Annotated in this window: 13 protein-coding genes; 7 read left to right on the forward strand and 6 right to left on the reverse strand. The window is 36.7% G+C overall.

Going from position 1 to position 22933, the window contains the following annotated elements:
- Positions 1-26 precede the first annotated feature (26 nt).
- A complete protein-coding gene (locus BLO53_RS03155; protein ID WP_092059071.1) occupies positions 27-1526 on the forward strand; it encodes a hypothetical protein in 1500 nt (499 codons plus the stop codon).
- 87 nt (positions 1527-1613) lie between these two features.
- Here BLO53_RS03155 and BLO53_RS03160 read toward each other — a convergent pair whose 3' ends face one another.
- From BLO53_RS03160 to BLO53_RS03170, 3 genes are all read right to left on the reverse strand, one after another.
- A complete protein-coding gene (locus tag BLO53_RS03160; RefSeq protein ID WP_092059072.1) occupies positions 1614-2075 on the reverse strand; it encodes a hypothetical protein in 462 nt (153 codons plus the stop codon).
- 230 nt (positions 2076-2305) lie between these two features.
- Positions 2306-3754, reverse strand: a complete 1449-nt coding sequence (locus BLO53_RS03165; RefSeq protein ID WP_143003198.1) for a hypothetical protein — start codon at positions 3752-3754, stop codon at positions 2306-2308.
- 146 nt (positions 3755-3900) lie between these two features.
- On the reverse strand, positions 3901-8823 hold the full coding sequence (locus BLO53_RS03170) for a sortase domain-containing protein (protein ID WP_176757140.1): 4923 nt from the start codon (positions 8821-8823) through the stop codon (positions 3901-3903).
- A gap of 291 nt (positions 8824-9114) precedes the next feature.
- Between BLO53_RS03170 and BLO53_RS03175 the strand changes: the two genes are divergently transcribed.
- Positions 9115-10419 carry an ABC transporter substrate-binding protein gene (locus BLO53_RS03175; protein ID WP_092059075.1) on the forward strand — a complete coding sequence of 435 codons (1305 nt, stop codon included), beginning with the start codon at positions 9115-9117 and terminating at the stop codon, positions 10417-10419.
- Between the two features lie 15 nt (positions 10420-10434).
- Entirely contained in the window at positions 10435-12198 is a 1764-nt protein-coding gene (locus BLO53_RS03180) for a methyl-accepting chemotaxis protein (RefSeq protein WP_092059076.1), read from the forward strand.
- Positions 12199-12325: 127 nt separating this feature from the next.
- On the opposite strand, the gene BLO53_RS03185 is transcribed toward BLO53_RS03180, so the two are convergent.
- Positions 12326-13261, reverse strand: coding sequence for a type I phosphomannose isomerase catalytic subunit (locus BLO53_RS03185; RefSeq protein WP_092059077.1), 936 nt, complete (start codon positions 13259-13261; stop codon positions 12326-12328).
- A 166-nt stretch (positions 13262-13427) separates the two neighbouring features.
- Here BLO53_RS03185 and BLO53_RS03190 point away from each other — a divergent pair, with 166 nt between their 5' ends.
- Both BLO53_RS03190 and BLO53_RS03195 read left to right on the forward strand, forming a co-directional pair.
- Entirely contained in the window at positions 13428-14777 is a 1350-nt protein-coding gene (locus BLO53_RS03190; RefSeq protein WP_092059078.1) for an MATE family efflux transporter, read from the forward strand.
- A gap of 162 nt (positions 14778-14939) precedes the next feature.
- Positions 14940-15224 carry an HU family DNA-binding protein gene (locus tag BLO53_RS03195; RefSeq protein WP_013282588.1) on the forward strand — a complete coding sequence of 95 codons (285 nt, stop codon included), beginning with the start codon at positions 14940-14942 and terminating at the stop codon, positions 15222-15224.
- An 88-nt stretch (positions 15225-15312) separates the two neighbouring features.
- Here the strand turns inward: BLO53_RS03195 and BLO53_RS03200 are convergent, their stop codons facing one another.
- Positions 15313-16029 carry a hypothetical protein gene (locus tag BLO53_RS03200; RefSeq protein WP_092059079.1) on the reverse strand — a complete coding sequence of 239 codons (717 nt, stop codon included), beginning with the start codon at positions 16027-16029 and terminating at the stop codon, positions 15313-15315.
- Positions 16029-16856 (reverse strand): ParA family protein, encoded by an 828-nt coding sequence (locus tag BLO53_RS03205; RefSeq protein WP_092059080.1) that lies wholly within the window; start codon positions 16854-16856, stop codon positions 16029-16031. The genes BLO53_RS03200 and BLO53_RS03205 overlap by 1 nt, the downstream gene beginning before the upstream one ends.
- A 3346-nt stretch (positions 16857-20202) precedes the next feature.
- Between BLO53_RS03205 and BLO53_RS03210 the strand changes: the two genes are divergently transcribed.
- The gene (locus BLO53_RS03210; RefSeq protein WP_026489673.1) at positions 20203-21369 is read left to right on the forward strand and encodes a replication initiation protein; all 1167 of its coding nucleotides are present in this window, start codon (positions 20203-20205) and stop codon (positions 21367-21369) included.
- Positions 21370-21451: 82 nt separating this feature from the next.
- On the forward strand, positions 21452-22756 hold the full coding sequence (locus BLO53_RS03215; protein WP_092059081.1) for an ATP-binding protein: 1305 nt from the start codon (positions 21452-21454) through the stop codon (positions 22754-22756).
- Positions 22757-22933 lie beyond the last annotated feature (177 nt).

The following is a 22933-nucleotide window of genomic DNA, read 5'->3' on the forward strand; positions in this document are numbered from 1 at the left end:
AAACCTTTTGAATCGAGGAGTAAAAAATGAAGAGAATCGAAATAAAGAAGCTAATTCCATACGTATCTATAACACTTATGTGCTTGTCACTTTCGGCTTGCAGCCAGAACACAACAGCGACAGAAGTAAGTAGTGAAGTGGTTGCAGACGATAGCTCACAGGAGGAATCATCTCAGGAACAGGCCGAAGCACCAGAAAAGCCCGATGGAGAAGCTCCTGACGGGGAAGCCCCAGGGGAGCCACCTAGTGGAGAAAAGCCTGACGGAGCACCTGGAGATGCGCCAGGAGGCGGATTTGGCGGCGGCGGAATGAGCAGCGCTGACATAGATTACTCTGGGGCTGTAGAAATCACAAGCAGTGATTCGCAGGACGGTCAGACCTATGAGAGCACAACAGCTGATGAAAGCGCACTTTTAATTGCAACAAGTGATGATGTGACAATTACAAATGCAACAGTTACCAAGACAGGTGATTCTGACGGAGGCGACAACTGCAATTTCTATGGACTTAATGCTGCAGTCCTTGTAAAAGATGGATCTACAACAACTATTACAGATGCAAACATTACATCTGATGCAGATGGCGCAAACGGTGTATTTTCATATGGTGGAAATGGTGGCCAGAATGGGGCATCAGGAGATGGAACAACAGTCATCATCTCAGATTCAACAATCACTACAACGGGTGATGGCTCAGGCGGTATCATGACAACTGGTGGCGGAATCACAAAGGCATCAAATCTTACAGTTGAAACCAGCGGCCAATCATCTGCTGCAATCCGTACAGACCGTGGCGGCGGAACAGTTACTGTTGATGGCGGAACTTATACAACAAATGGCCTCGGCTCACCTTCAATCTACTCAACAGCAGATATTACGGTTTCTAACGCAACACTTATTTCTAACTTATCAGAAGCTGTATGTATTGAAGGAATGAACTCAATCACACTTACAGACTGTGATATGACTGCCAACAACACAAAAATGAATGGAAACGCTACTTTCCTTGACTCTATCATGATCTATCAGTCCATGTCAGGTGATGCAGATAGCGGTACTTCATCTTTTGATATGACTGGCGGCAGCCTTACCAGTGAAAATGGCCATGTGTTCCATGTAACAAACACAAATGCTGTTATCAGCTTAAACAACGTTAAGATCACCAACAAGGATTCAGAAAATATCCTTCTCTCTGTCTGCGATGACGGATGGAGTGGCGCCGACAATATCGCAACTGTTAATGCTGTAAACCAGACCCTTGAAGGAACAATCCTTGTAGGCAGCAATTCAACCCTTACACTTAACCTTACAGAGGGATCTTCCTTTGCCGGCTCTATCAGTGGTGAGATCACAAATGCCAAAGGAGACACTGTTTCCACAGAAGTTGGCGAAGTTAATGTAACTCTGGATGATGACAGTACCTGGACTCTGACCGCAGATACCTATGTCACATCCTTTGATGGAGATATTTCAAATGTAGATAGTAATGGTTACACTCTGTATGTAAATGGAACAGCGATTAACTAACGCACATACTATAGCATGCGCCGCTAGGTGCATAGAAATACGGCTCAGCCTGCAAATAGGCTGAGCCGCTTATTATTTCACTTTATCCTATTTTACGAGAACACCATTTTCATCAAAGGTATATCTCTTTCCCCATTTCAGTATAGTTTCTGATTTGGCCAGTTTTCCGTCAGACTTGGTATAATATTTATCGATACCGACTGTTATCCATGTACTCTTCGTAAGCCTTCCATCTTCTGTCTCGTAGTATGTAGCGCCCCACTTTGTCTTCCATGTGCCCTTAGGCTCTTCTGGATTGGGATCTGGATTTGGATCTATAGGCTCATCTCCAATTGTAAATACAGGCGACAAGAAATATCTACCCGATCCATTAGACATTTTCTCATCAATGGTCCATTCCTTACCATCAACAAAAAGCTTTATCTCTTCTGAAAGCTCATGCGTATATTGGTATTTACCATCTATATATACCAATACTTCGTATCTATACTGTCCCTCTGAGAAATAATCCTTGTCATCAGATCTAACCGGTATATACTGCTCATGCAAGAACTTAAGCCAATTGATATTAACAAATTTTATAGCAGCAGGTCCAATGAATGTTGGATCTTTATACTTCTCACCATCTACGAATATTTCTGCAATATCCGATGTGGTTTCGATAGTCGTAATCTTCTTTTGCCCTCAGGTGGCAAATTGTTGTATGTATAGTAAAGTGGCGTTTCATCTGTCATTGGCCACAAATCAGCATCTACAGCTCTGATAGATACCATATATGATCAAAAAGGCAAATCCTTTTCATAAAATACTTTTATAGCATTAAAAGAAGTTTCCTCTGTATAATAAGAATCTCCTTGGATTTTTATTTCATATTTGCTTGCTCCTCTAAATGGATCATAATATATTATTCCATCATACGCTCTTATTCTGGAAACATGTCTTCCATCCGAATATTTTGAATAATAATCAGGTGTATTAAAAATCAGTTTAGTGCCATCAGGAGTATTCTCCTTTGATACAAATTCGCACTCCCTATTCAAGTCATAATAGCATTTAACATTTTCATCAAATTCATATTGATCAGCATATTCAGACTCAATTTCTATAGAAAACTGTGCTTTATAATAGCCAACATTGAATCTTTCCTCATTGTAGTCTTCCCAATTACCATCATCAGTCTTTTGCAGCCATTTTACGAACTCTGCCTTAACCCCCTCAGTATCAGGTATAATGGTTGGTGCATTAGTAAAACCATAATCAACAATTGTAAAGGTAAGTCCCGTGTCAGTATTTACTAGCACTTCACTAATAGCTGTTTTCTGAGGTTCTTCATAATTTACTATATATTCATTAGAAACGAAGATAAGACTAATTATGTCATTAGTATTAGCAATAACATCTACAGAAATAAGATTCCATGCTTCTCCATTTACAAAAAGTTTAAAATCAGGGTTGAAAGCATGGTTAGGATATTCATCAGAAATACTAACCGATAAAACAGCTCTATAATGTCCTTCTAAAAATGAAGATACAGGAATCCATCCATCATGCATTGGAGAATTAACCAGATCCTTTGTTTGTATTTGCCATCCCTCGAAAGTATACTCTATTCCGGGGTTTTCGCTGGAGAATGTCGGACTTACACACTCCTTGCCATAACCAGGCACCGAATCTATATCACTACTGGAAACATAATCTTCACTGAAATATATTATCTTCGGTAGAGGTCCTGGATCTGGCTCTGGATCTGGTTCTACATTATATTCATATGTAAATTCATATGGCAGAGAAATGGTCTCATAGCCACTGCCAACATAATTAACAGCTGTTAAAATGAGAGTATATGAACCAGGCGCAATATCAAATGCTACAAAAGCCTCAGCAAGATTAATTTCCTCACTTTCAAAGACCATAGAATCATCACTACCAGCTATTTCGATTCGGTACAAACACCCTTCAGCATAAGGATCTAAAGTTAGTATACCATTCTCAATCTTTACATTTGTAAGTGGCAAAAGCTCAATCCGATTGTCCTCTTCTATCTCAAGTATTTCTTCCGTAGCTACGTCTGGTATCACTTCTGGTACTTCTTCAGACACTTCTTCCACAGCAGTTTCTTCTACCCCTTCTCCTGTGGCTGGAGTCTCTGCATAAGCAGTTACAGGCTGTAAGATAAGCCCTGCGCACATAGTTAGTGCTAGCAATTTCGTCAAAAACTTTTTACTCATCTAATCCCACCTTTCTCATAAGAAACGATTTACCACTGACGTCTTTAGTGGCGTCATCATTTAAAATTTTAAGATGGTTTAAAAAGAAAAAATACTAACCTTTGGTTAGTATTTTTCCGGAAATTATAAATTTTAATTATCTCATCTTAGAAATTATGTTCATCTGTTCTGACAGCGCTGACGATAAGCCTTCTATCCTCCTTCGATGTACAAGTAGCAAGTGTTATTATATGGTCTCCTTCAGTAGGATTTACGCCTGTCTTACGATATGAGCCTTGCTCTATCTCTTTTAACATTGTATCCATTCCCTCGGGTTCTTGTCCATAAACCCAGAATACATCATGACTATCTGGAACTTCTTCATAGGCAAATATCTGATATCTATAGACTCCATCCTTGGTAAACACCTGAAAATACTGATGTTCATCGTAGTATGAAGCATCTGTCTTGTAGAATTTCAGACGTCCAAACATTGACAGATCTCTCATATTATGGCCATAGATAAGGCTGTGAGGATCAGAAAAATCAGGTGTGGACTCACCATCGATAAATATGGCACCTGCCCTGGCTTTTTGGCCGGTGTAAGCTGTGCCCAGATACTTGGAATTATCTCCTGAGTACATGATTGGATAGCTGATGTCCTCATTCTCAAAGTATATCCAGCCAACCACATCAGGATACTCCGCAGAAAGTCCCGCCACATCAACGCTTGCATCCTTCCACCAGATGTCTTCTGCATTAGTGGCACTACTTGTTCCATCCTCTGCATTTGCCATTTCATCTGCGTTTTCGCTGTTCTCATCCACATATTCATCGTTGACATCAATGTAGATTTCCTCTGATCTGCGGTACTCAAAGTAAGTACTCACCAAAGTGACCACAGAAATAAGTATCAGAATCGCGCTTGCAGCCAGCATACACTCATACTTGCGCTGCTTTATCTTTTTTATCAGGAACTTTACTACTGTTGATACAACAATTCCGATGAGCAGTATCATTCTCTTTAGCTTGCTCATCCTCGCTCCGGCTTTACTTTCGCCGCCTTTTGCCTTAAATCTCTCATAGAATGCGTAGCCAAAAGAACTAACTCCTGCAATCAGAACTAGTACCCACAACCATACTATCGGCAGACTATCATTTGTTCCAGGCGCACGAGCACCATTTACATCTCCGTCTTCACCAGTTTTCTCTTTAGTATCCTTGGTGGAAGTCCAGCCTGCATTCAACACAATATTAGCTGTGATCGGCGTTTCAAAATCAAATGCATCCGAAGCAGAAAGCTTGCTGCTAGAGGATGAAGATGAAGTTGAACTACTAGCCAAAGTCGTGGACTTAAACCAGCCGACAAATGTATACCCCTCTTTTACTGGATCTGTAGGCCTTGCCACCTTCTCCCCTGCTTTTACCTTGACTGAGTTTGTGTTAGTGCCATCTTTGAAGGTTACGGTGTAGTAAACTTCTGGCTTGTAGGCAACTGCGTAAGTTGAAAACTTCTTGGTGTATATATAGATCTTGCCATTTTCTTTATCTATCCTGCAGGTTCCTTCCGCACCCGAATCGTCTTGCTTTAACTCACTGGCCCCATTATGGTCCCTGTATACCTTTATGTTCTCTTTGTTCTCAAAGTTGTAATTAACCTCGATCACAACCTTATCATTGATTTCATCAACAGTTATTCCTGAAGTGCTTCCATTCTTATAATTCTTGACATTTACATCAAAGTAATCTGCTGAATATGGCGTAGTACTAGAATTACTGTTACTATTAGTTCCTGATGCATTCGATGTTGTAGTCGTGGTGGATGTTTTGGCATACGTTGGAAGTATATTACTTATTGCCGTTTTTCCATTTGATGAACCACTGTTGAACCTTAGCTCTATCTTAACGGTATCATTTATGCCACCTGCCTGGTCACTCTTGGCATAGGAATCAAGCGGTGCATCACTGGAAAGCTTTAAGGTCTTTACATTTGAATTAAGTGAATAGGACTTTGAGTCTCCAGTCTTAGAAACAGGCACCAGCGCATTTGTCTCGGACACTCCGCCTACAGCAATGTCAAATTCAACTTTCCCAGTAAGCCCTGTCCAGCCAACAGCTACGCCAATAATATTGTCAGAATACTCAGTAGATGGGTTATTGCCTGTTGAATCACGATATGGCTTAATTGCACTATCTGCTCCAACATAATAATATTTGGAAATTGCACCAGAAGAAGCTGAAATCGCAAACGAGCCTATTCCATCTGTTCCATTGTTCACTTCTTTCTGAGCAGCCTCTTTAGTTCCACCAATAACTGCCATACTTGTGAGGAACTTATTAGTATCAGCCTTTGCAATCGCAAGATTACTAGATGCACCCCCAATCTTACTCTTTGCACCTATTGCGAAATTATCATAAGAAGTACTGCTATCATCTGTTAGATTTGTCTTAGCTGTTACATGAAGTTTATTATCTTCAGTAAAGGAGAAATACATGTAATCCATATTATATGAATCACCGCTCCAACCTACATTTGCCAACGTATCCGTAGATTTGTTGCTAAAAATCTTCCATCCCTCGCCGTCATTGGTGGTAGACATCATCTTCTTGGTACTACCATCCTGAAATTCACCAACTACGTCAAAGATTTTTTTACTTGGACTTGCTACTGTTCCACTTGTAGTGCAAATAGTATAAGCAAGCTTTCCATTGCTTACATAACACTGGTTATTTGATCCGTATGGATTAGTCCAAGTTCTTGAATCACCACCCGGTGTAACTATCTGGATTTCTTTACTTGGCACTCCATTTACAGTGCATCTAAGCCAATAGCCCTCGTATCCAAAAGTTGATGCATCGGTATGTTGGAATTTATATGTATTGGCAAAAGGAATATCTTCCCACTTGCTATCTGCAGCTGTCCCTTTTTTCTCCCACTGATAAATTGCCCCGCCATTTATTGATGCCATAGGCATTTCCAGGCTAAATGTCTTTGCACCAAGTTCTGTAGCTGTAGGATAATTGTAATTATCCATAGACGCTTCTATATTGCTGGCATCTTTAACTGTAACAGGATACACTGTCGTGACAGATGGTGTAGTTGATGTAGTATATGAAACCTTTATTTCTATTCCGTTAGATAAAGCTTGGCCAAATGGCCTTCTTACAACCAAGAAATATTCATATGATCCCTCTGTAAAAGCTCCAGTAGTATAGAGTCCATCAGCGCTAGTATTGGCTATATGTTGACCACCATTTGTTGAATAATTAAGGATATCTGCATAAAGATATGTATCATAAGAAGAATCAATCTTTACAGCAGTTACTTGTCCACTATTGCTATATTGACTATCAAATAATTGTTCCAAGCTTACAGGTGAATACTCTATTTCTGCATTAATGGAGTTTGTAAACTTAAACAGTACCTTATAAGTCGAGAACCCAAAGGTCTCAACCTCAATTGCCTGGCTTTCATCTACCTCTACAACCTCAGGCTCGAGCTTCTCTACAAACAAGATCACATCATCATCAAAGATTACGTCATCTCTTTCTCCGCCAAGTTCGCTCTCTCCAACATCTAATTCTACTTCTGCGCCGATTTCAATATCGCCAGCTTCGTTTTCTTTTGCCTCTGCTTCAGCATTTTCATCTACGCTCTCTACAAAATGGTACACTTCTGCGCTAAGGCTCTCATCTGCAACTTCTTCCGTCTCAAAGGACACGAAAACGCGGCCCTTGTCAGTGTCTGGCTCTACTTCATTGCCATCTCTGTCAAGAACAGTAATATCAAATGTATATTCCTTAACGATGCTCTCGGTATCTACTTCTACCTGCTCATCAAAGGCTGCCTGAACCTTTTCCTGATCCTCTGTAGCAAGTTTTCTACCTGAAACTGTAGCTCCCTCAGGAAATACGCCCTTATCTGCGCGAACGCGGATAGTGACGCCATCTACTTCCACCGCCTCATCAAATGGGAAATATTCATCAGATACAATAACAGTTATTATTGGAAGTTCATCTTCGATATAGTAATTATCAGGGATTAGCAGCACTGGAGTGAAAAGATAAATCTGTCCATCCTGATCCGGACTAAAGAAATCAACTCCATCATTGTATTCTGCTTCAAGCACCCACTCTATTCCTGAAATGCGCTCTATACTGGGCTCTGATGTCTGCTCTGTCTTTTCATTTTCAGAAATATCTAAATCGTCTTTAGATTCCTCTTTATTCTCCTTGGAATCGTCCGCTGCATAAACTCTTACACTTCTAAAAGCATCAAGAATTCTTCCAATAAGGCCATTCTCTGCTGTATTCTCAGCACCAGGAATCTCCATAGAATTTCCCTGGTCAGAACTGTTTTCTGCTCCATCGCCTTCATTTCCTATATTTTCATCTTCAGAACCTGGCTCTTTCTCATCGTCTTGTTCTTCTGTAATTCCCTCTCCTGTTTCAACGGGTAAAGCGCTCTCCTCAGTGCTAGAAACAGGCTCAGAAGGGGCTATTGTACTATCTGTAGCTGGCGCATCATTTCCAGTTTCTTTTTCTGTGCTTTCTTCTTTTCTTTCGTCTTCCTGACTTAGCTCGCTTGCATCATCTATCTGCTCACCATCATCAAAGATGATGATTTCTTCCTCATCCTCATCAAAAGAACTGCCTTCTGAAGCCGCTTCATCTGCCTCATCACTGCTAGCGCTTGATGCGGCCTCTGCTTCCTCAAGCTCTTTTTCTTTTCTGATGCGCTCCCTTTCCTGTGCAAGCTTTCTCATAATCCTGTCCTCGCGATCAAGATCAGGTTCTACCTTCACTTCAAGGGTATCTGGAAACTCAATATCATCGAGACTTGCTCCTATTCTTACCTTTTGTTGCGAAATATTTTCGGGCAGAGCAGCAAAATCAGTTATCTTGTAATAACTGATTTCCTCTTCTTCAGATATATCAAGGGCCTTTTCGTTTTCTTTTTCCCCATCTTCCTGTGAACTTACATCCACTCCTGATGCATCCTGCTCTCGTTCAACCGCAAATGAGGTCATCCCAATATTTGAAAAGAAAAGAACTCCTGCTAAAAAGATTGATAAAAGACTCTTCTTCATACTTTTTCTCCGCATCTTCAACTAAATAAAAGTCAAATACTCATATATATTTTATCGATATTTACATATGAAAATATTAGTTTTGTTCGAAATTTAATAGTCTTAATAGATTTTTAATGATATAGGAGATGATAGTAATAAAATCCTGATTTAATTATCTTTTTGCAATTGTTTATCAATTTTTATTGGTTGATGTTACCCTTCGCGTGATAATAATTGTATGACATTTCGTATTAATTTATGTGCATTGTGCACAATTTAGTTCTTTTTTACTTTGGAAAGGATGCTGCCATGAAAAAACTATGTAGTTATCTAATCTGTACAATGCTCTTTTTGTGTACAATCTTAAGCGGTTGCGGACAAAAGGCAGAAACAGAAGAAGTACCCACGGAAGTTCCATTCACTGGAACTCTACGTCTTCTGAATATTAAAAGTGAGGTCAATGATCAGATAAATGAACTGGCCAAAAAATATCAGCAGGAGACTGGAATAACTGTTGAGGTAATAGTTCTTCCAGCGGGTGTTGATGCGCAGGCCACTTTAAAAGGCTACTACTTGTCAGATCAGATGCCAGACATCATAGCCTGTGAATCTTCCGGATTTGGAAACTGGGAAGGGCTGCTTGAAGATATGAGTGATCAGGACTGGGTAAGCCGCACAGATGCTGCATACGTTGATAATACCTACGGAACTCTTGGCTTTCCATACACCACAGAGGCTATCGGGCTAGCTTATAATGCTGATATTCTCAGCAAATGCGGTATTGACCCAGCATCAATCACCGGACCTTCGTCCTTAAAGGCTGCCATAGAAGCTGTAGATGCCAAAAAGGAACAGCTAGGGTTAAAAGCTGTTGTTGGCTACTGCGCTGAGCTAGAAAACCTTGGTTGGTCCAGTGGTAATCACATTTTTGGAGCCTACATAGATTCTGGTCTTTCCAGAACTGACACAACCTACATAGATCTTTTAAAAGATGGAGGAAAACTTGATACTGAGCGTTTTACAGATTTTGCCAAGATGATGGATCTTTTTATCCAGTATTCTGACCCTGATCTTGTTGCAGAAGGAACTTACAACAATCAGGTCCTTAACTTTGCATCTGGCAAATATGCATTCATCACTCAGGGTTCCTGGATTGGCGCTACTCTGACAGGTGATGCTGCCAGTGAATACGCTGCTGCAGGGAATTTTGAAGTGGGCATGGTTCCATATGCCTTCCAGGACGGCATGGATACTATTCTTACAAGTGCTCCATCCTGGTGGGCTGTACCAAAAGAAGGAAATGCAGAAGAAGCAAAAGCATTTCTTCAGTGGTGCTCCGAAGACTCAGCCCAGCAGATTCTCGTAGAAAAGGCAGGATTTATCAGCCCATTTAAAGATAGTAAATATGTGGCATCTGACCCCTTTGCACCTGTTATTTCCCAGTACATTTCTGCTGGAAAGACTTCCAGTTGGCATTGGATGGATATGCCAGAAAACCTCGGACAGAAGGGTATCGCCTTTGCATTCCATAAACTTGCCACCGGAGAAGTAGATGTGGATGGATTTGTAAAAGAGGTACAGAAGATCACCACAGAGTGGTATCAGAAATTATAAGGAGGAGGTAGCATCGTGAACGAAAAGAAAAAAATCAAGATAAGCACAAAAGATTCTATTGTTTTTCAGCTATCCGCCCTTAATCTATTAATGCTTGTAGCTTTTACCGTAGTAATGGCGCTGGTCATTCAGTCCATGAAAACTTCTACAAACAATAGTATTTCCCTGTTTGATCATATGATGGATCTTACTACACATGAAGCTGCTTTAAAAAGCGATGTAATGTCACTATATGACCAGACAACGGGATATATCTCTGCTGGCGCTAAAGAGACTCAGGAAGCTCTCTTGCCACAGATTGAAATCGCAAAAAGCACCATCAAGGATGATATAGAAACTCTTAATGCAGATTTTGCATCCTACGATGATGAAAAGGTCCATCAACAGCTAGCAGAAATCTCAGCTCAATATGAGCGAATGATAAGTCTTACCGATTCAGCTATTGCAAAATGCGACGCTGGTGATCAGACCAGTGCCTATACAATATTATTTGATAAAGCTGAGATCCAGAAAATTGCTATATTCCACTCCACAAAAACTCTGGATAATGCAATTTCAAACTCAGCAGCTGCTACAACTCTTCAGATGAACGCCCTATTACAATCAGGAAATTACACTGCCTTAATAGGAACAATTGTTATTTTATTTCTCATTATAGTTAATTTCCTTATCTGCTATAAAAACATTGTCCGCAAGATCAGATCTATTAGTGATGAAGTTAATGGCATGATTACTAACATTGAGGAAGGAAACGGAGATCTTACCACCAGGGTGAACACCCGGACTAAGTCTGAACTTTTATATATTACAACTGGTATCAATCACTTTATTGAAACTCTTCAGGGCATCATGAAAGATGTCAAAAATGGATCCATAGTCCTTACTAGTGCTTCCGAAGAGGTTTCCTCACAGCTAAGGCTTGCAGATGACAATGTTACAAACACTTCTGCAGCTCTTGAAGAGCTCTCTGCAAATATGGAAACCCTCTCTGGTACTGTTTCTTCAATCAATGACAGGGTTGATGATGTTCGATCTGCTGCTCAGGCTATTACTGATCAGGCTTTGTCCGGCACTGATACTGCTGTTTCTATCAAGCAGGAGGCACAGGAACTCAAGGAAAGAGTAAATCAGAAAAAGTCCGACGCTGTAGACCAGGTTTCTCAGCTTTCGGATGTTCTTTCCAAATCTGTACAAGATTCCGAAAAAGTCAGCCAGATTGGAGAACTCACTAACGTTATTCTTGAAATTGCTTCTCAGACTAACCTCCTTGCTCTTAACGCATCTATTGAGGCCGCAAGAGCCGGAGAAGCTGGCAAAGGCTTTGCTGTCGTTGCATCAGAGATCAGTGCTCTGGCAGATAATTCCAGACAAACTGCTGGAAATATCCAGGTTATCAGTAACGAAGTAACAGAAGCAGTTAATAAACTTGCCCAAAATGCTCAGACAGCCCTTGACTATATTAATGGAACCGTTCTGGGTGATTACGACGAATTCGTTACTACAGGCGAAAAATATGAACATACCGCTGATATCATGGATGATATGCTTCATGAATTTGATGATAAAGCAGAACACCTTAATTCCATCATGCAAGAAATGGTTCAGTCTGTGCAAATGATCACTGACTCCATTCGTGAGAGCAGCACAGCTATTACTTCTTCTGCAGAGAACTCAACAGAAATTGTCAGTGGTATCAAGAAAATTTCGCAAGCAATTGATAAAAACAACGAAATTACTGAGCAGCTTAGCGAAACAACCCAAAGATTTAAGTCCTTGTAATTTCTTTTACCTGTGACATAGAAAAGAGCCAAAAAAGATATTTATATGTCTTTTCTGGCTCTTTTATTTTTCTGTTATAGTTTACTTTTATTCTTTTAAAAATCGAAATTTGGCCTTAAATTTTATGTTATGGCACTATTGTTTTTATGACTTCTACGTTTCCTTCAATGCTATACTTGCCTGCTCCAGCAGTTATAAAAACAGAGTCTCCTTTTTTAACCTCTAGATTTTCTCCCTCAGCGCTGATTTTGCCCTCTCCATCAATTACAAGAAGGCTGACAAAAGAACTGTCATCAACAATATCTTCATAGGGCTTTTCATTGGCCTTTATCCTGTCTACACAAAAGAAATCACAATTTACCATGTGCTCATCTGTTGACTTGTATTTCATAGGTTTTTCAATCTTTGTAACATCTAATGACTGCTGAATATGGAGCTGTCTTGGTTTACCATCGGCTCCTACTCTTCCAAAATCATATATTCTGTAGGTAACATTTGAGCTCTGCTGTATTTCTGCAATGAGAAGCCCTGCTCCTATGGAATGAAGTGTGCCAGGAGTTATAAAGATCACATCTCCACGCTTTACATATTCCTTGTGAAGAACTTCAGTTAATGTATTTTCCTTGATTCTTCTCTCAAATTCCTCTTTTGATATTTCTTTTTCAAAGCCGTGATATAAATATGCACCTTCCTCCGCTTCTAATACGTACCACATTTCAGTTTTTCCATACTGATTCTCGTGACTAAGAGCATATTCATCATCTGGATGGACCTGGATTGAAAGAGGCTTTTTAGCGTCTATAAACTTTATTAGTATAGGAAAATCTTTATATTTTTCGCAGTTTTTTCCTAATATTTCTCTTCCTTTTCTAGCAACTACTGCAGATAATGTCTGTCCCCTTTCAATACCGTTAGTTATTATTGAGTTTCCATCTTTATGGCACGACATAACCCATGCCTCTGCACATACATCGCCATCATATTCCACGTTATATTCGTCTACTAATTTATGTCCTCCCCACAAATAGTCCTTACATGCAGGTTTTAACAAGTACATTCCCATATTTTCTCTCCTTTACAACACAAAAGATTATAATCATATTATTCTTTTTTAACAACAACATTCCGTGCTAGAATTTTATTATAGGCTATTCTGCTTCTAGAATTGACCGTTGTATCATGCTATACTTTTTCTTCGTATTGTCAATTTTATGTGTAAAGGAATAAGTATGAACAAAGAAAACAAAATGGGCATTATGCCCGTGAAACAACTGATCATTTCTATGTCTCTGCCCATGATGATCTCTATGCTGGTTCAGGCATTGTACAATGTAGTAGATAGTATCTTCGTCTCAAGGATCAGCGAGAGTGCTCTTTCTGCTGTTACCCTTGCTTTCCCAATGCAGAACTTCATGATTGCTCTCGGTTCTGGAACAGGTGTCGGAATTAACGCTCTTTTGTCCAGATCTCTTGGTGAAAAGAACTTCCATAACGCTGATAGTGCTGCAAATACAGGACTTTTATTAACAGTATTTAACTATATTGTTTTTCTTTTTATTGGCCTTTTTGTAACTGTCCCTTTCATTTCAGCTCAGGAGACTAATCCTATTATTAGGGAATATGGAATTCAGTATCTTTCAATAATATGTTTTCTTTCATTTGGTGTATTTTTCCAGATTACCTTTGAAAGACTTCTTCAGTCTACTGGAAAGACTTTTTTTAGCATGATTTCTCAGGCTACAGGCGCAGTTATCAACATAATTTTTGATCCTCTCCTTATCTTTGGAATTGGACCTTTTCCAGAGCTTGGTGTAGCTGGTGCTGCCTATGCAACAATTTTCGGACAGGTTGTAGGTGCATCTATCGGTCTTTTCTGTAACCTTAAATTCAACAATGAGATACATTTAAGCTTCAAAAAGATTTTTTCTCCAAATGCCAGGATAATCAAAGACATCTATTATGTAGGAGTTCCATCTATCCTTATGATGTCCATTGGCTCTGTTATGACTTTCCTTATGAACCTTATTCTCGGTGCATTTAGTTCAACTGCTGTAGCTGTATTTGGAGTTTATTTCAAGCTTCAGAGTTTCTTCTTTATGCCTGTATTTGGCCTTAATAATGGTCTTATTCCTGTTCTTGCTTACAATTATGGTGCACGCAATAAAGACAGGATAAAAGAAGCTTTAAAGTTCGCTATGACACTGGCCGTTTCCATAATGATCATTGGTACAATATGCTTTTTATCAATCCCGGATACTCTTCTATCATTCTTTGAAGCTTCTGATGAGATGATAGCGATTGGAAGACCTGCTCTTAGGATCATAAGCTTATCATTCCCTCTTGCTGGCTTTTGTATCGCCATGGGCTCTATTTTCCAGGCTTTTTCCAAGAGTTTTTACTCTCTTATTGTTTCAGTTGGAAGACAGCTTGTAGTTCTCATTCCTGCAGCATGGTTACTTGCTCAAACCGGCGTTCTGGCCAATGTTTGGTGGGCATTCCCTATTGCAGAAATTGCCTCCTTGTGTCTTTCAAGTTTCTATTTTAAGAAACTATATACAACAACTGTATCTACGATGTAATTTTACAAAAGAGTCTTGTTATTTGCGGTTTTTCAGAATAGTGCACTAAAAAACATTACAATTTTTGGCACTTTTTCGCATCAAATGTCTTGTAAGGCGCATAAAATGGGTGTAGAATTTTATTTGTAGTTAAAAATTCTCATTTTGAGGGAGGTATTATCCATGAATAAGACAGAACTTGTTGATGCTATCGCAAAGGAAACTGGTCTTTCTAAGAAGGATTCAGAGAAGGCTGTTAAGGCTTTCACAGAAGCTGTTTCTAAAGAGCTTAAGAAGAAAGGCAAAGTTCAGCTTGTAGGATTTGGTACATTTGAGACTGCTAAGAGAGCAGCTAGAACAGGTAAGAATCCTCAGACTGGCGCAGCTATCAAGATTCCTGCAGCTACAGTTCCTAAGTTCAAAGCTGGTAAGGCTCTTAAGGATGCTGTAAACGGCAAGAAGAAATAATTTTAGATTTTTTAAAAGCTCCTGAACTCTCGTTCAGGAGCTTTTTTATTCACAAATATATTATGTAAGCTATGTCTTATGCGCTGAATTATCTTCTACCCTTTAAAGTCTCTTCAAGCTGCTTGTGAGCCATGTAGATATCCATATTTCTCTTCATATCCTGGTCAATCAGGCTTCTAATATATTTGGTTGCTGACATATTAGATGCCTTAGCCATGTGCTCAACATAGTCTCTATATCCTCTGATATCAAGTAAAAGAAATTTCTCTTTCTCGTATCTACTCTTCTCCTGCCTTGTCTGAGGCTCAGTTCTCTTAGGCTCTGTGTATGCTTGAACCGGGCTTGGCTGCATCATAACAGGCTGCTGATAGTTAGCTACAGGTTGATTATATACAGGAGCCTGTGCTGAAGGCTGCTGATATTGTGTTACAGGAATCTGATTCACGGGATTCTGCAAGGGAACTTGTGCCTGCATCTGATCCTGGACTGGTGCCTGATATGCTTGAGGTGCTACTGGTTCACTATAAACTGGCTGTTGAGGTTCAGGCTCTGAAATTGCTGCCTTCTCTTCGACTTCAGGTTCTACTTCCTGCAAAATAACAGGCTCAACAACTACTTCTTCCTCAACCTTTTCTTCTACAGGTTTTGTAACCTTTTTTGTCTCAGCTGCTGACTTTTTTTCTTCTGTCTTCTTGGCTTCTTGTTTCTTATTGTCCTGTTCTTCACTAAGGCGTGTCATTCCTGCAAATAATCCACTAGATGCCTTATTTGCACCGTTTTTTAACATACTTGCCTTACTAGCCATCACTTATCCTCCTCTAAGAATTCATCAATAAAATCATCGTAATCTCTTGCAGCAGAAGAACCACCTGCATATTCAAACAGGTCCATCTTCATAGTCTGTGCTTCCTCTACAGAAACATTAAGTCTGATCTTGGATTTATATACCTTTGTATTAAGAAGTTCGGCCTTCTCCTCTATATCTCCAATCCAAATCTTAGCATTTGCTGTATTTCTCACCTTGGTTACTAGAATTCCATCTACCTTGAGCTTATCATTAGTATAATCATGTATTTGATCAATAAACTTATATAGTCTTGATAATCCCTGCAATGAATAAGCACCTGGCTCCAAAGGAATAATTACTTCATCTGCAACTGTAAGTATATTCATCAGCACGACACCAAGAGCAGGGCTGCAGTCAAAGACACAGAAATCATAGTCCTTCTCAATACCTGCAAAAGCCTCTTTAATCAGTCTCTCTCTTCCTAACCCGGAAAATGTCATATCTGCAGATGCCAGATCTATTCCACCTACAATAAGATCAAGATTCTCTGCAATAGGTATTATTGCCTTATTAATGTCCTTTTTCTTGGCCATTACCTCAAATAATTTAGCTGGTACATTTTCATAGAAATATTCCTGCTGCTCTTCAGTAAGCTGCTCAATATCCTCCGGATCTGGATCAATCTCATTTAAATTTATTCCAGCTGACATAGACAGATTCTCCTGTGGATCAGCATCCACTACAAGAACCTTATAACCCCTTTTAGACAGGCCTACGGCCATTGCATAGCTAGATGTAGTCTTAGCCACGCCCCCTTTTTGGTTGCTGAACGCAATAATACGCATAACTCCTCCTAAATATATCCTATATCATTATTTTTTTACTTATCCTTTGATATTATATTCTATTACATATCTAGATTCAATAATGAATATTATAAATATAATGCATTAAATACATATATTATACATCTATTATATTCATTATCTATTTTCTATTTGTTATATAACTTATATCTATATTATGCTTTTTATTTCCAATATTATTTTATATATCTTATATATCTTATATTTTATATATCTATTTTATCTTATATTTCTTATATAATTATGTATTCTCTTTTATGCCATATTTATATATATTATATATCTTCTACAAGCTATCTATAATTTTGCTAATGTTATATATCATGAATATGGAATATAAAATATATCTATTATTTCGGACGTTACATTTTTTAGTTTGTTATATATCTTATTTACATTATATTTTATATATCAATCTCAATAAAGATAAATGATATATCATATATACCGTCTATATCGAATATATCATTTTCGTGATTTAAAATTGTTGTTGGGAATATATATTACAGTTATATATAACATATAATTTATTTATAAATTTTATTTCTAATTGTAGCAAGTTATTTTTTATGGTTGATATATAACATATATAGTAATTGTTAGATCCATTATTATTATTCATAATTTGATCTTCTACTTATGCTGTACAATACCAGTCTGGATAATCAAGATTAAGAATACGTTTTGATAAATATGTTATATATATATACGATGTCTCTATATGAATTCCTTTGCACAAATATATAACATATATAGCATATCTATTTTTATAAATTATTTTCAAGCAAATAGTTACTAATGAATTTTCACTATATGTAATATCTCTTAAATATCTTATATATTATATATCGAATACTGGTTCTGTTTTGATTCATTCTATATCTTATTTTTGATATATATCATATATATTGCATATCATGTGCATAATCTATATTATTGTTATGTGTGATATATTTGTTATATATTGTATTATTATTCTATATTTACTATATTTATATTATATATCTTATATCTTATATCTACTCATTATATTTGATATATTTGTTCTAGATTATATATATGTATATCGGTTATATATCTGATATATGTACTGTATAGTCAATATCTTATATTAGATATAGATAATCAATATATACTATATAATAGATACTATTCATATAATAAATATTGATTATATCGCATATATTTGTTATAATATATGTGTGAGTTATTAGATAAATATGAAATATATTATATACATAGAAAATATAGCATATAAATAATATATGATAAATATTCAATATATTTTATAAGCATTATATTGTCTAATGATCAGAAAAGTGTCTCAATTAGAAGATAATTAAAACCAGCAATCAGGCCAAGGACAATAGAAATCCTGGATAATAAAAAAATCAATAAAATGATTAATTTTCATCAAGTTATGTAGCGATTTTAATCAAAATTCGATATAACGCAATATTGTGACTGCTAATGTAAAGATATGCGAAGCAAAAGAATAAAAAAAGAATTTAAGATTTCTAAAAAATCTATAAAATTCCGAATCATAAAGATGCAATATTGAATATTTCATAATGCAAGTTATAAAACCTCATAAATACTGGGAATAATATGTGCAAGAAAAGAAATTGCTAATAAAATAATTAATGGTTGCTAGAAATATTGTATTTTTTTGAAATGCCATTAATTTTATAAAGATTAGTATGTCCACAAATATGTAGAAAATATGCTTAATTATCATTGATATTAATTTTTGATTTGATAATTAATGCTATTATTTAGAAATATAAATATTTGGATGGAAAATATTGAGTAAATTAGTCAATAATTTATTAAAATAAATTACATTATTAGTTAAAATGATAATTATAATAATATTCTTGTGGAACAAAAGCATAAGATGAAAAATAATAAAAGAATAAAAAGACAATAAGAAATATTTAGTTACTACAGGGAGATTTTATAAATTTTAGTCTTGTTAAATCAGATATTAATTATTTATATCGTACGTTTGTATAACACTAGAATATAATTGTATTTTATATAACATACGATATTATAGTTAAAATGTTAAATATTTGCATGAAAATATCTAGCTAATTATCACAAATGAAAAGTATCAAGAAATAATTCTAAAGATCTATTCACTTTATCTATATTTCCAGGGATAATAATTTTATATAAGTTAATATCTATCATATTTGCTAATCTTTCTTAATAAATATATTTTTTTAATGATAAATAATAAAATTTGATCTTTTCTGTTAACTGCTTTTGTGTTTTTTTTGTATTTTTAAACTACAATTAGTTATTAATTAATTTTAGATGAAAAGCTGATAAATACTGGCTTTGTGAATAATTAGGTGACTAAAAAGGGCTCTAAAAGTGTGTGGAAAGGGAACTAGAGGTGTATAGAAAGGGAATAGATAGTGAAATAAAAGGGAATTCGGGATTATAGCATTTGGTAAAGTGTTTGGGGATGAAAGGATATGCTTTTAGGAATAAAAGGTGATCAAAAAGGGAATAAGTAAAGAGAAGGATATTATATATAGTCATATCGTAATAGTAATGGCCAGAAATCGTGAAAAAGCACGGTTCCTGGCTTTTTTTATAACCATCCAATATTATAGGTGACCAAAAAGGGAACATTGAAAATATCTAATAATATGTATCTGATAATAAGATAAAAACCTACAATAAAAAGAAAGGTAAATAAACTTAATAGAATAAGGATAAGTGTATAAGAAAAGATCAAATAATAAAAAGGTGACAAAAAAGGGAATGAATTAAAAAAATGCTTTTAATATAGTTGAGTAATATATCTGAGCAAAAAACAAGAAATGCCTTATTTATGGGCGTTTTAATGATTTGTCCTTTTTGTGGTGACTAAAAAGGGAATGCAAAAGTGTACTAAAAGGGAACAAAAATAAGATGCTCAAAAAAATCAGGAAAAAATATTTTTTTAGGTTTAAAAGAAATAAAAAGGGTATTAAAAGTGACTAAAAAGGGATTAAAAATGACCGATATGGATAAACCAAAGAAGTCAAATGGTAACAAAAGGGGCGCACAATATCCCAAAAGTGCACAAAAAGGGAATAGAAAAAATTGACCATAGCGGTCATCAATTTCTAGTATATTACATTTGACAAACACGCAAAATATAGGCAAAATTAGCTTGCAAGTGATAAAAAAGGGAATATAATAAATATAAAAGTAAACAAAAAGGGAATGTTATTTATTCTCAATGTAACTGAAAGGTGCATAGAAAGGGAATTCGTTATAGTTTCAAAGGTGTACAAAAAAGGAATCTGTACATTATGGGGGTATTATGGCAGATAAAAAAAGAGAGCAGCTTATAGTCAGTAAGAGCTATAAGAAATCGAACGAGCTCATAAATGCTATGGGTAAGGGCACTGCGCTTAGCCAGAAGCTGTTCGCTATAGGAATGCAGAATATTACTGTAGACAACACAAATAATGTTGTAGCTACTATTTATGGATCAGAGCTTCGTAAGATGTTTAAATCCACGTCTGGATCTTTATATGAGCATATAGAGGCTTTATGTGACAGACAGATTAAGGGCGCAACTATTTTTGACTGGAATCTTCTTATGAAGGACAAGGAAAATGGGAAGATTGAAGCGCACCAGGTAGTAACAGACGCTTCTTTCAAGGATGGAACACTTACACTCAGATATAACAACTCATTAACAGATAAAATTGTCAATCTGCAGAAAAATTATACTGTGCTGAGTCTTGCAGATACGCTTAGTCTAAAGAGTGTATATTCTCTGCGGTTATATGAGATGCTCAAATCAGCATATGATTACAAGAAGGCTATTTCTAAGGAAGATGGAGAAATGGCTTTTGAATATGACCTGACTGAGCTTAAGCTGGAGCTTGGAATTATAAATTCAGGTGGTAGCAAGGAAATCAAGAACGAGCTTGAGAAGGATCTTCCTGATTATGATAAGATAGATGAACTTGCTGAGAAAACTGGCCAGAATAAGTACAAGGAATTTAAGATCTTCAATAGAAATGTACTTAGCAAGGCCAAGGATGAGCTTAACAAGAAAACTAGCCTTGAAGTTGATTACGAACCAATTAAGCGTGGACGTAAGACCGCTGGAATAAGGTTCTTTGTAAACCAGAAGGAAGGAGTAAAGAGCAAGGAGAAACTTCCGGTTATCAACAAGGATGAAGTTTTGGATGAGCTTATTGATCTTTTACATGATGATTTCAAGATTAAAGAGATCAGGGAGATTGCTGAGACAGCAGAATATGATCTTGAAAAGATTACTAAGGCTTATAACTACATGCTGTCTTATGAGAAACAGATTGATATTCCTATAGCTTTTTTGAAGGAATGTATCAAGAATGAATATTATGCTCAAAAGAGCAAACCAATGTATTTTAAGAAGAATACATTTAATAGCTATGAGCAAAATCAGATTGATAATTTTGAGGAGTTAGAGAAAAAGCTACTGGATAACTAATAAATTAGCGATATATGTTATATAACATATATCGCTAATTTATGATATAGGGTATTTTTAAACTGGAAAAAGGGGATATGTTATGGAAAAAATAGTTTCTAAACTGCTTATGTATGGGGATATGCCAGAAGACACAATATTAATGCAACTTAGTAAAGTGTGTAAGGAACTGCATTCAGGCAGCTATAGCAAAGAAGATCTTACTTCAAGGGTTTACAAGCAAATAAAAAGGCTTCTGATACTTGGAACTTCTTGTGCATTTGATAAGAATCTTTGGCACAATTATCTTACATATTTACTAATCATGGATGAGAATCCATTTAGCCTTACATGTGAAAAAGTGGGAAGCAAGGATGGAAGTGTAAATCACTTTGCTAAAAGTGATTTTAAAGCCTTTAAAGAGCTGTTTGACTATGATTTTAGCGAGATTGAGGCAGCTCTTGATGTGGACTGCTTTTCGTGCATAACAAATTACAAGGCTATTGATAAGCCAGAACTTATGTACAATGGGAACGTGAGCGAAAAAGTAAGAAGTTTAAGCGAAGAGTTGGAAAAGACTCAAAACGAGGAAGCTTTTTTTGACTGTATTACCAGATTTTACAAAGAAATAGGAGTTGGCGCTTTTGGACTAAATAAGGCATTCAGGATTCATGAAATCCAAGGTGGACGAGTAGAATTTAATCCAATAAATAACATGGATACAGTAGTTTTAGATGATCTTATAGGCTATGAGCTTCAGAAAAAGAAGCTAATTGCTAACACAAAGGCTTTTGTAGAAGGTAAAAAAGCCAACAATGTTCTTTTGTTTGGAGACAGTGGAACTGGTAAATCCACCAGCATCAAGGCCATAGTAAATGAGTTTTATAAAGACGGCCTTAGAATGATAGAGATTTACAAATATCAGTTCAGGCTTTTGTCACAGCTAATTTCACAGATAAAGAACAGAAATTATAAATTTATAATTTATATGGATGATCTGTCTTTTGAAGAAGATGAATCAGATTATAAGTTCCTAAAGGCAGTAATAGAGGGTGGCGTAGAGACAAAGCCTGATAACATACTAATTTATGCTACTTCGAATAGAAGACATTTGATAAAAGAGACGTGGAAAGATAGACGAGATGTAGAGCAGGACGGAGATATCCACAGATCTGATACAATGGAAGAAAAACTCTCTTTGGCGAATCGTTTCGGCGTAACTATAGGCTATTACAAGCCATCAAGACAGGAATATTACAATATCGTAACGGAGCTTGCAAACAAAGAAAACCTCAATATTAGTAGCGAAGAGCTTCTCAAAGAGGCTGACATGTGGGAATTAAATCATGGAGGAATTTCAGGTAGATGTGCAAGACAGTTTATCAATCACATGATTGGGGAACAGTAAAAGAAATTAAGGATTCCATTTTAGGTTTGGGCAATCGTTGGCACAACCCTGAAGAGAATTGTTTCTAACTTCGCAGGAGGCATTTCTGCACTCTCTGCAGCGGAAAGTATAGTGATACGAATAGCGAAGCTTGCATGCCTTGCAACAAAAAGGCATGCTGCTATTTCTTGCTATAAA

It is taken from the genome of Butyrivibrio sp. INlla14, assembly GCF_900102515.1.
GTDB lineage: Bacteria > Bacillota > Clostridia > Lachnospirales > Lachnospiraceae > Butyrivibrio.

What these genes read in the sequence shown, in the direction of transcription:
- BLO53_RS03155 (WP_092059071.1), top strand. Translation starts at nt 27, where the DNA reads ATGAAGAGAATCGAAATAAAGAAGCTAATTCCATACGTATCTATAACA.
- BLO53_RS03165 (WP_143003198.1), bottom strand. Translation starts at nt 3,754, where the DNA reads ATGAGTAAAAAGTTTTTGACGAAATTGCTAGCACTAACTATGTGCGCA.
- BLO53_RS03170 (WP_176757140.1), bottom strand. Translation starts at nt 8,823, where the DNA reads ATGAAGAAGAGTCTTTTATCAATCTTTTTAGCAGGAGTTCTTTTCTTT.
- BLO53_RS03175 (WP_092059075.1), top strand. Translation starts at nt 9,115, where the DNA reads ATGAAAAAACTATGTAGTTATCTAATCTGTACAATGCTCTTTTTGTGT.
- BLO53_RS03185 (WP_092059077.1), bottom strand. Translation starts at nt 13,261, where the DNA reads ATGGGAATGTACTTGTTAAAACCTGCATGTAAGGACTATTTGTGGGGA.
- BLO53_RS03190 (WP_092059078.1), top strand. Translation starts at nt 13,428, where the DNA reads ATGAACAAAGAAAACAAAATGGGCATTATGCCCGTGAAACAACTGATC.
- BLO53_RS03195 (WP_013282588.1), top strand. Translation starts at nt 14,940, where the DNA reads ATGAATAAGACAGAACTTGTTGATGCTATCGCAAAGGAAACTGGTCTT.
- BLO53_RS03200 (WP_092059079.1), bottom strand. Translation starts at nt 16,029, where the DNA reads ATGGCTAGTAAGGCAAGTATGTTAAAAAACGGTGCAAATAAGGCATCT.
- BLO53_RS03205 (WP_092059080.1), bottom strand. Translation starts at nt 16,856, where the DNA reads ATGCGTATTATTGCGTTCAGCAACCAAAAAGGGGGCGTGGCTAAGACT.
- BLO53_RS03210 (WP_026489673.1), top strand. Translation starts at nt 20,203, where the DNA reads ATGGCAGATAAAAAAAGAGAGCAGCTTATAGTCAGTAAGAGCTATAAG.
- BLO53_RS03215 (WP_092059081.1), top strand. Translation starts at nt 21,452, where the DNA reads ATGGAAAAAATAGTTTCTAAACTGCTTATGTATGGGGATATGCCAGAA.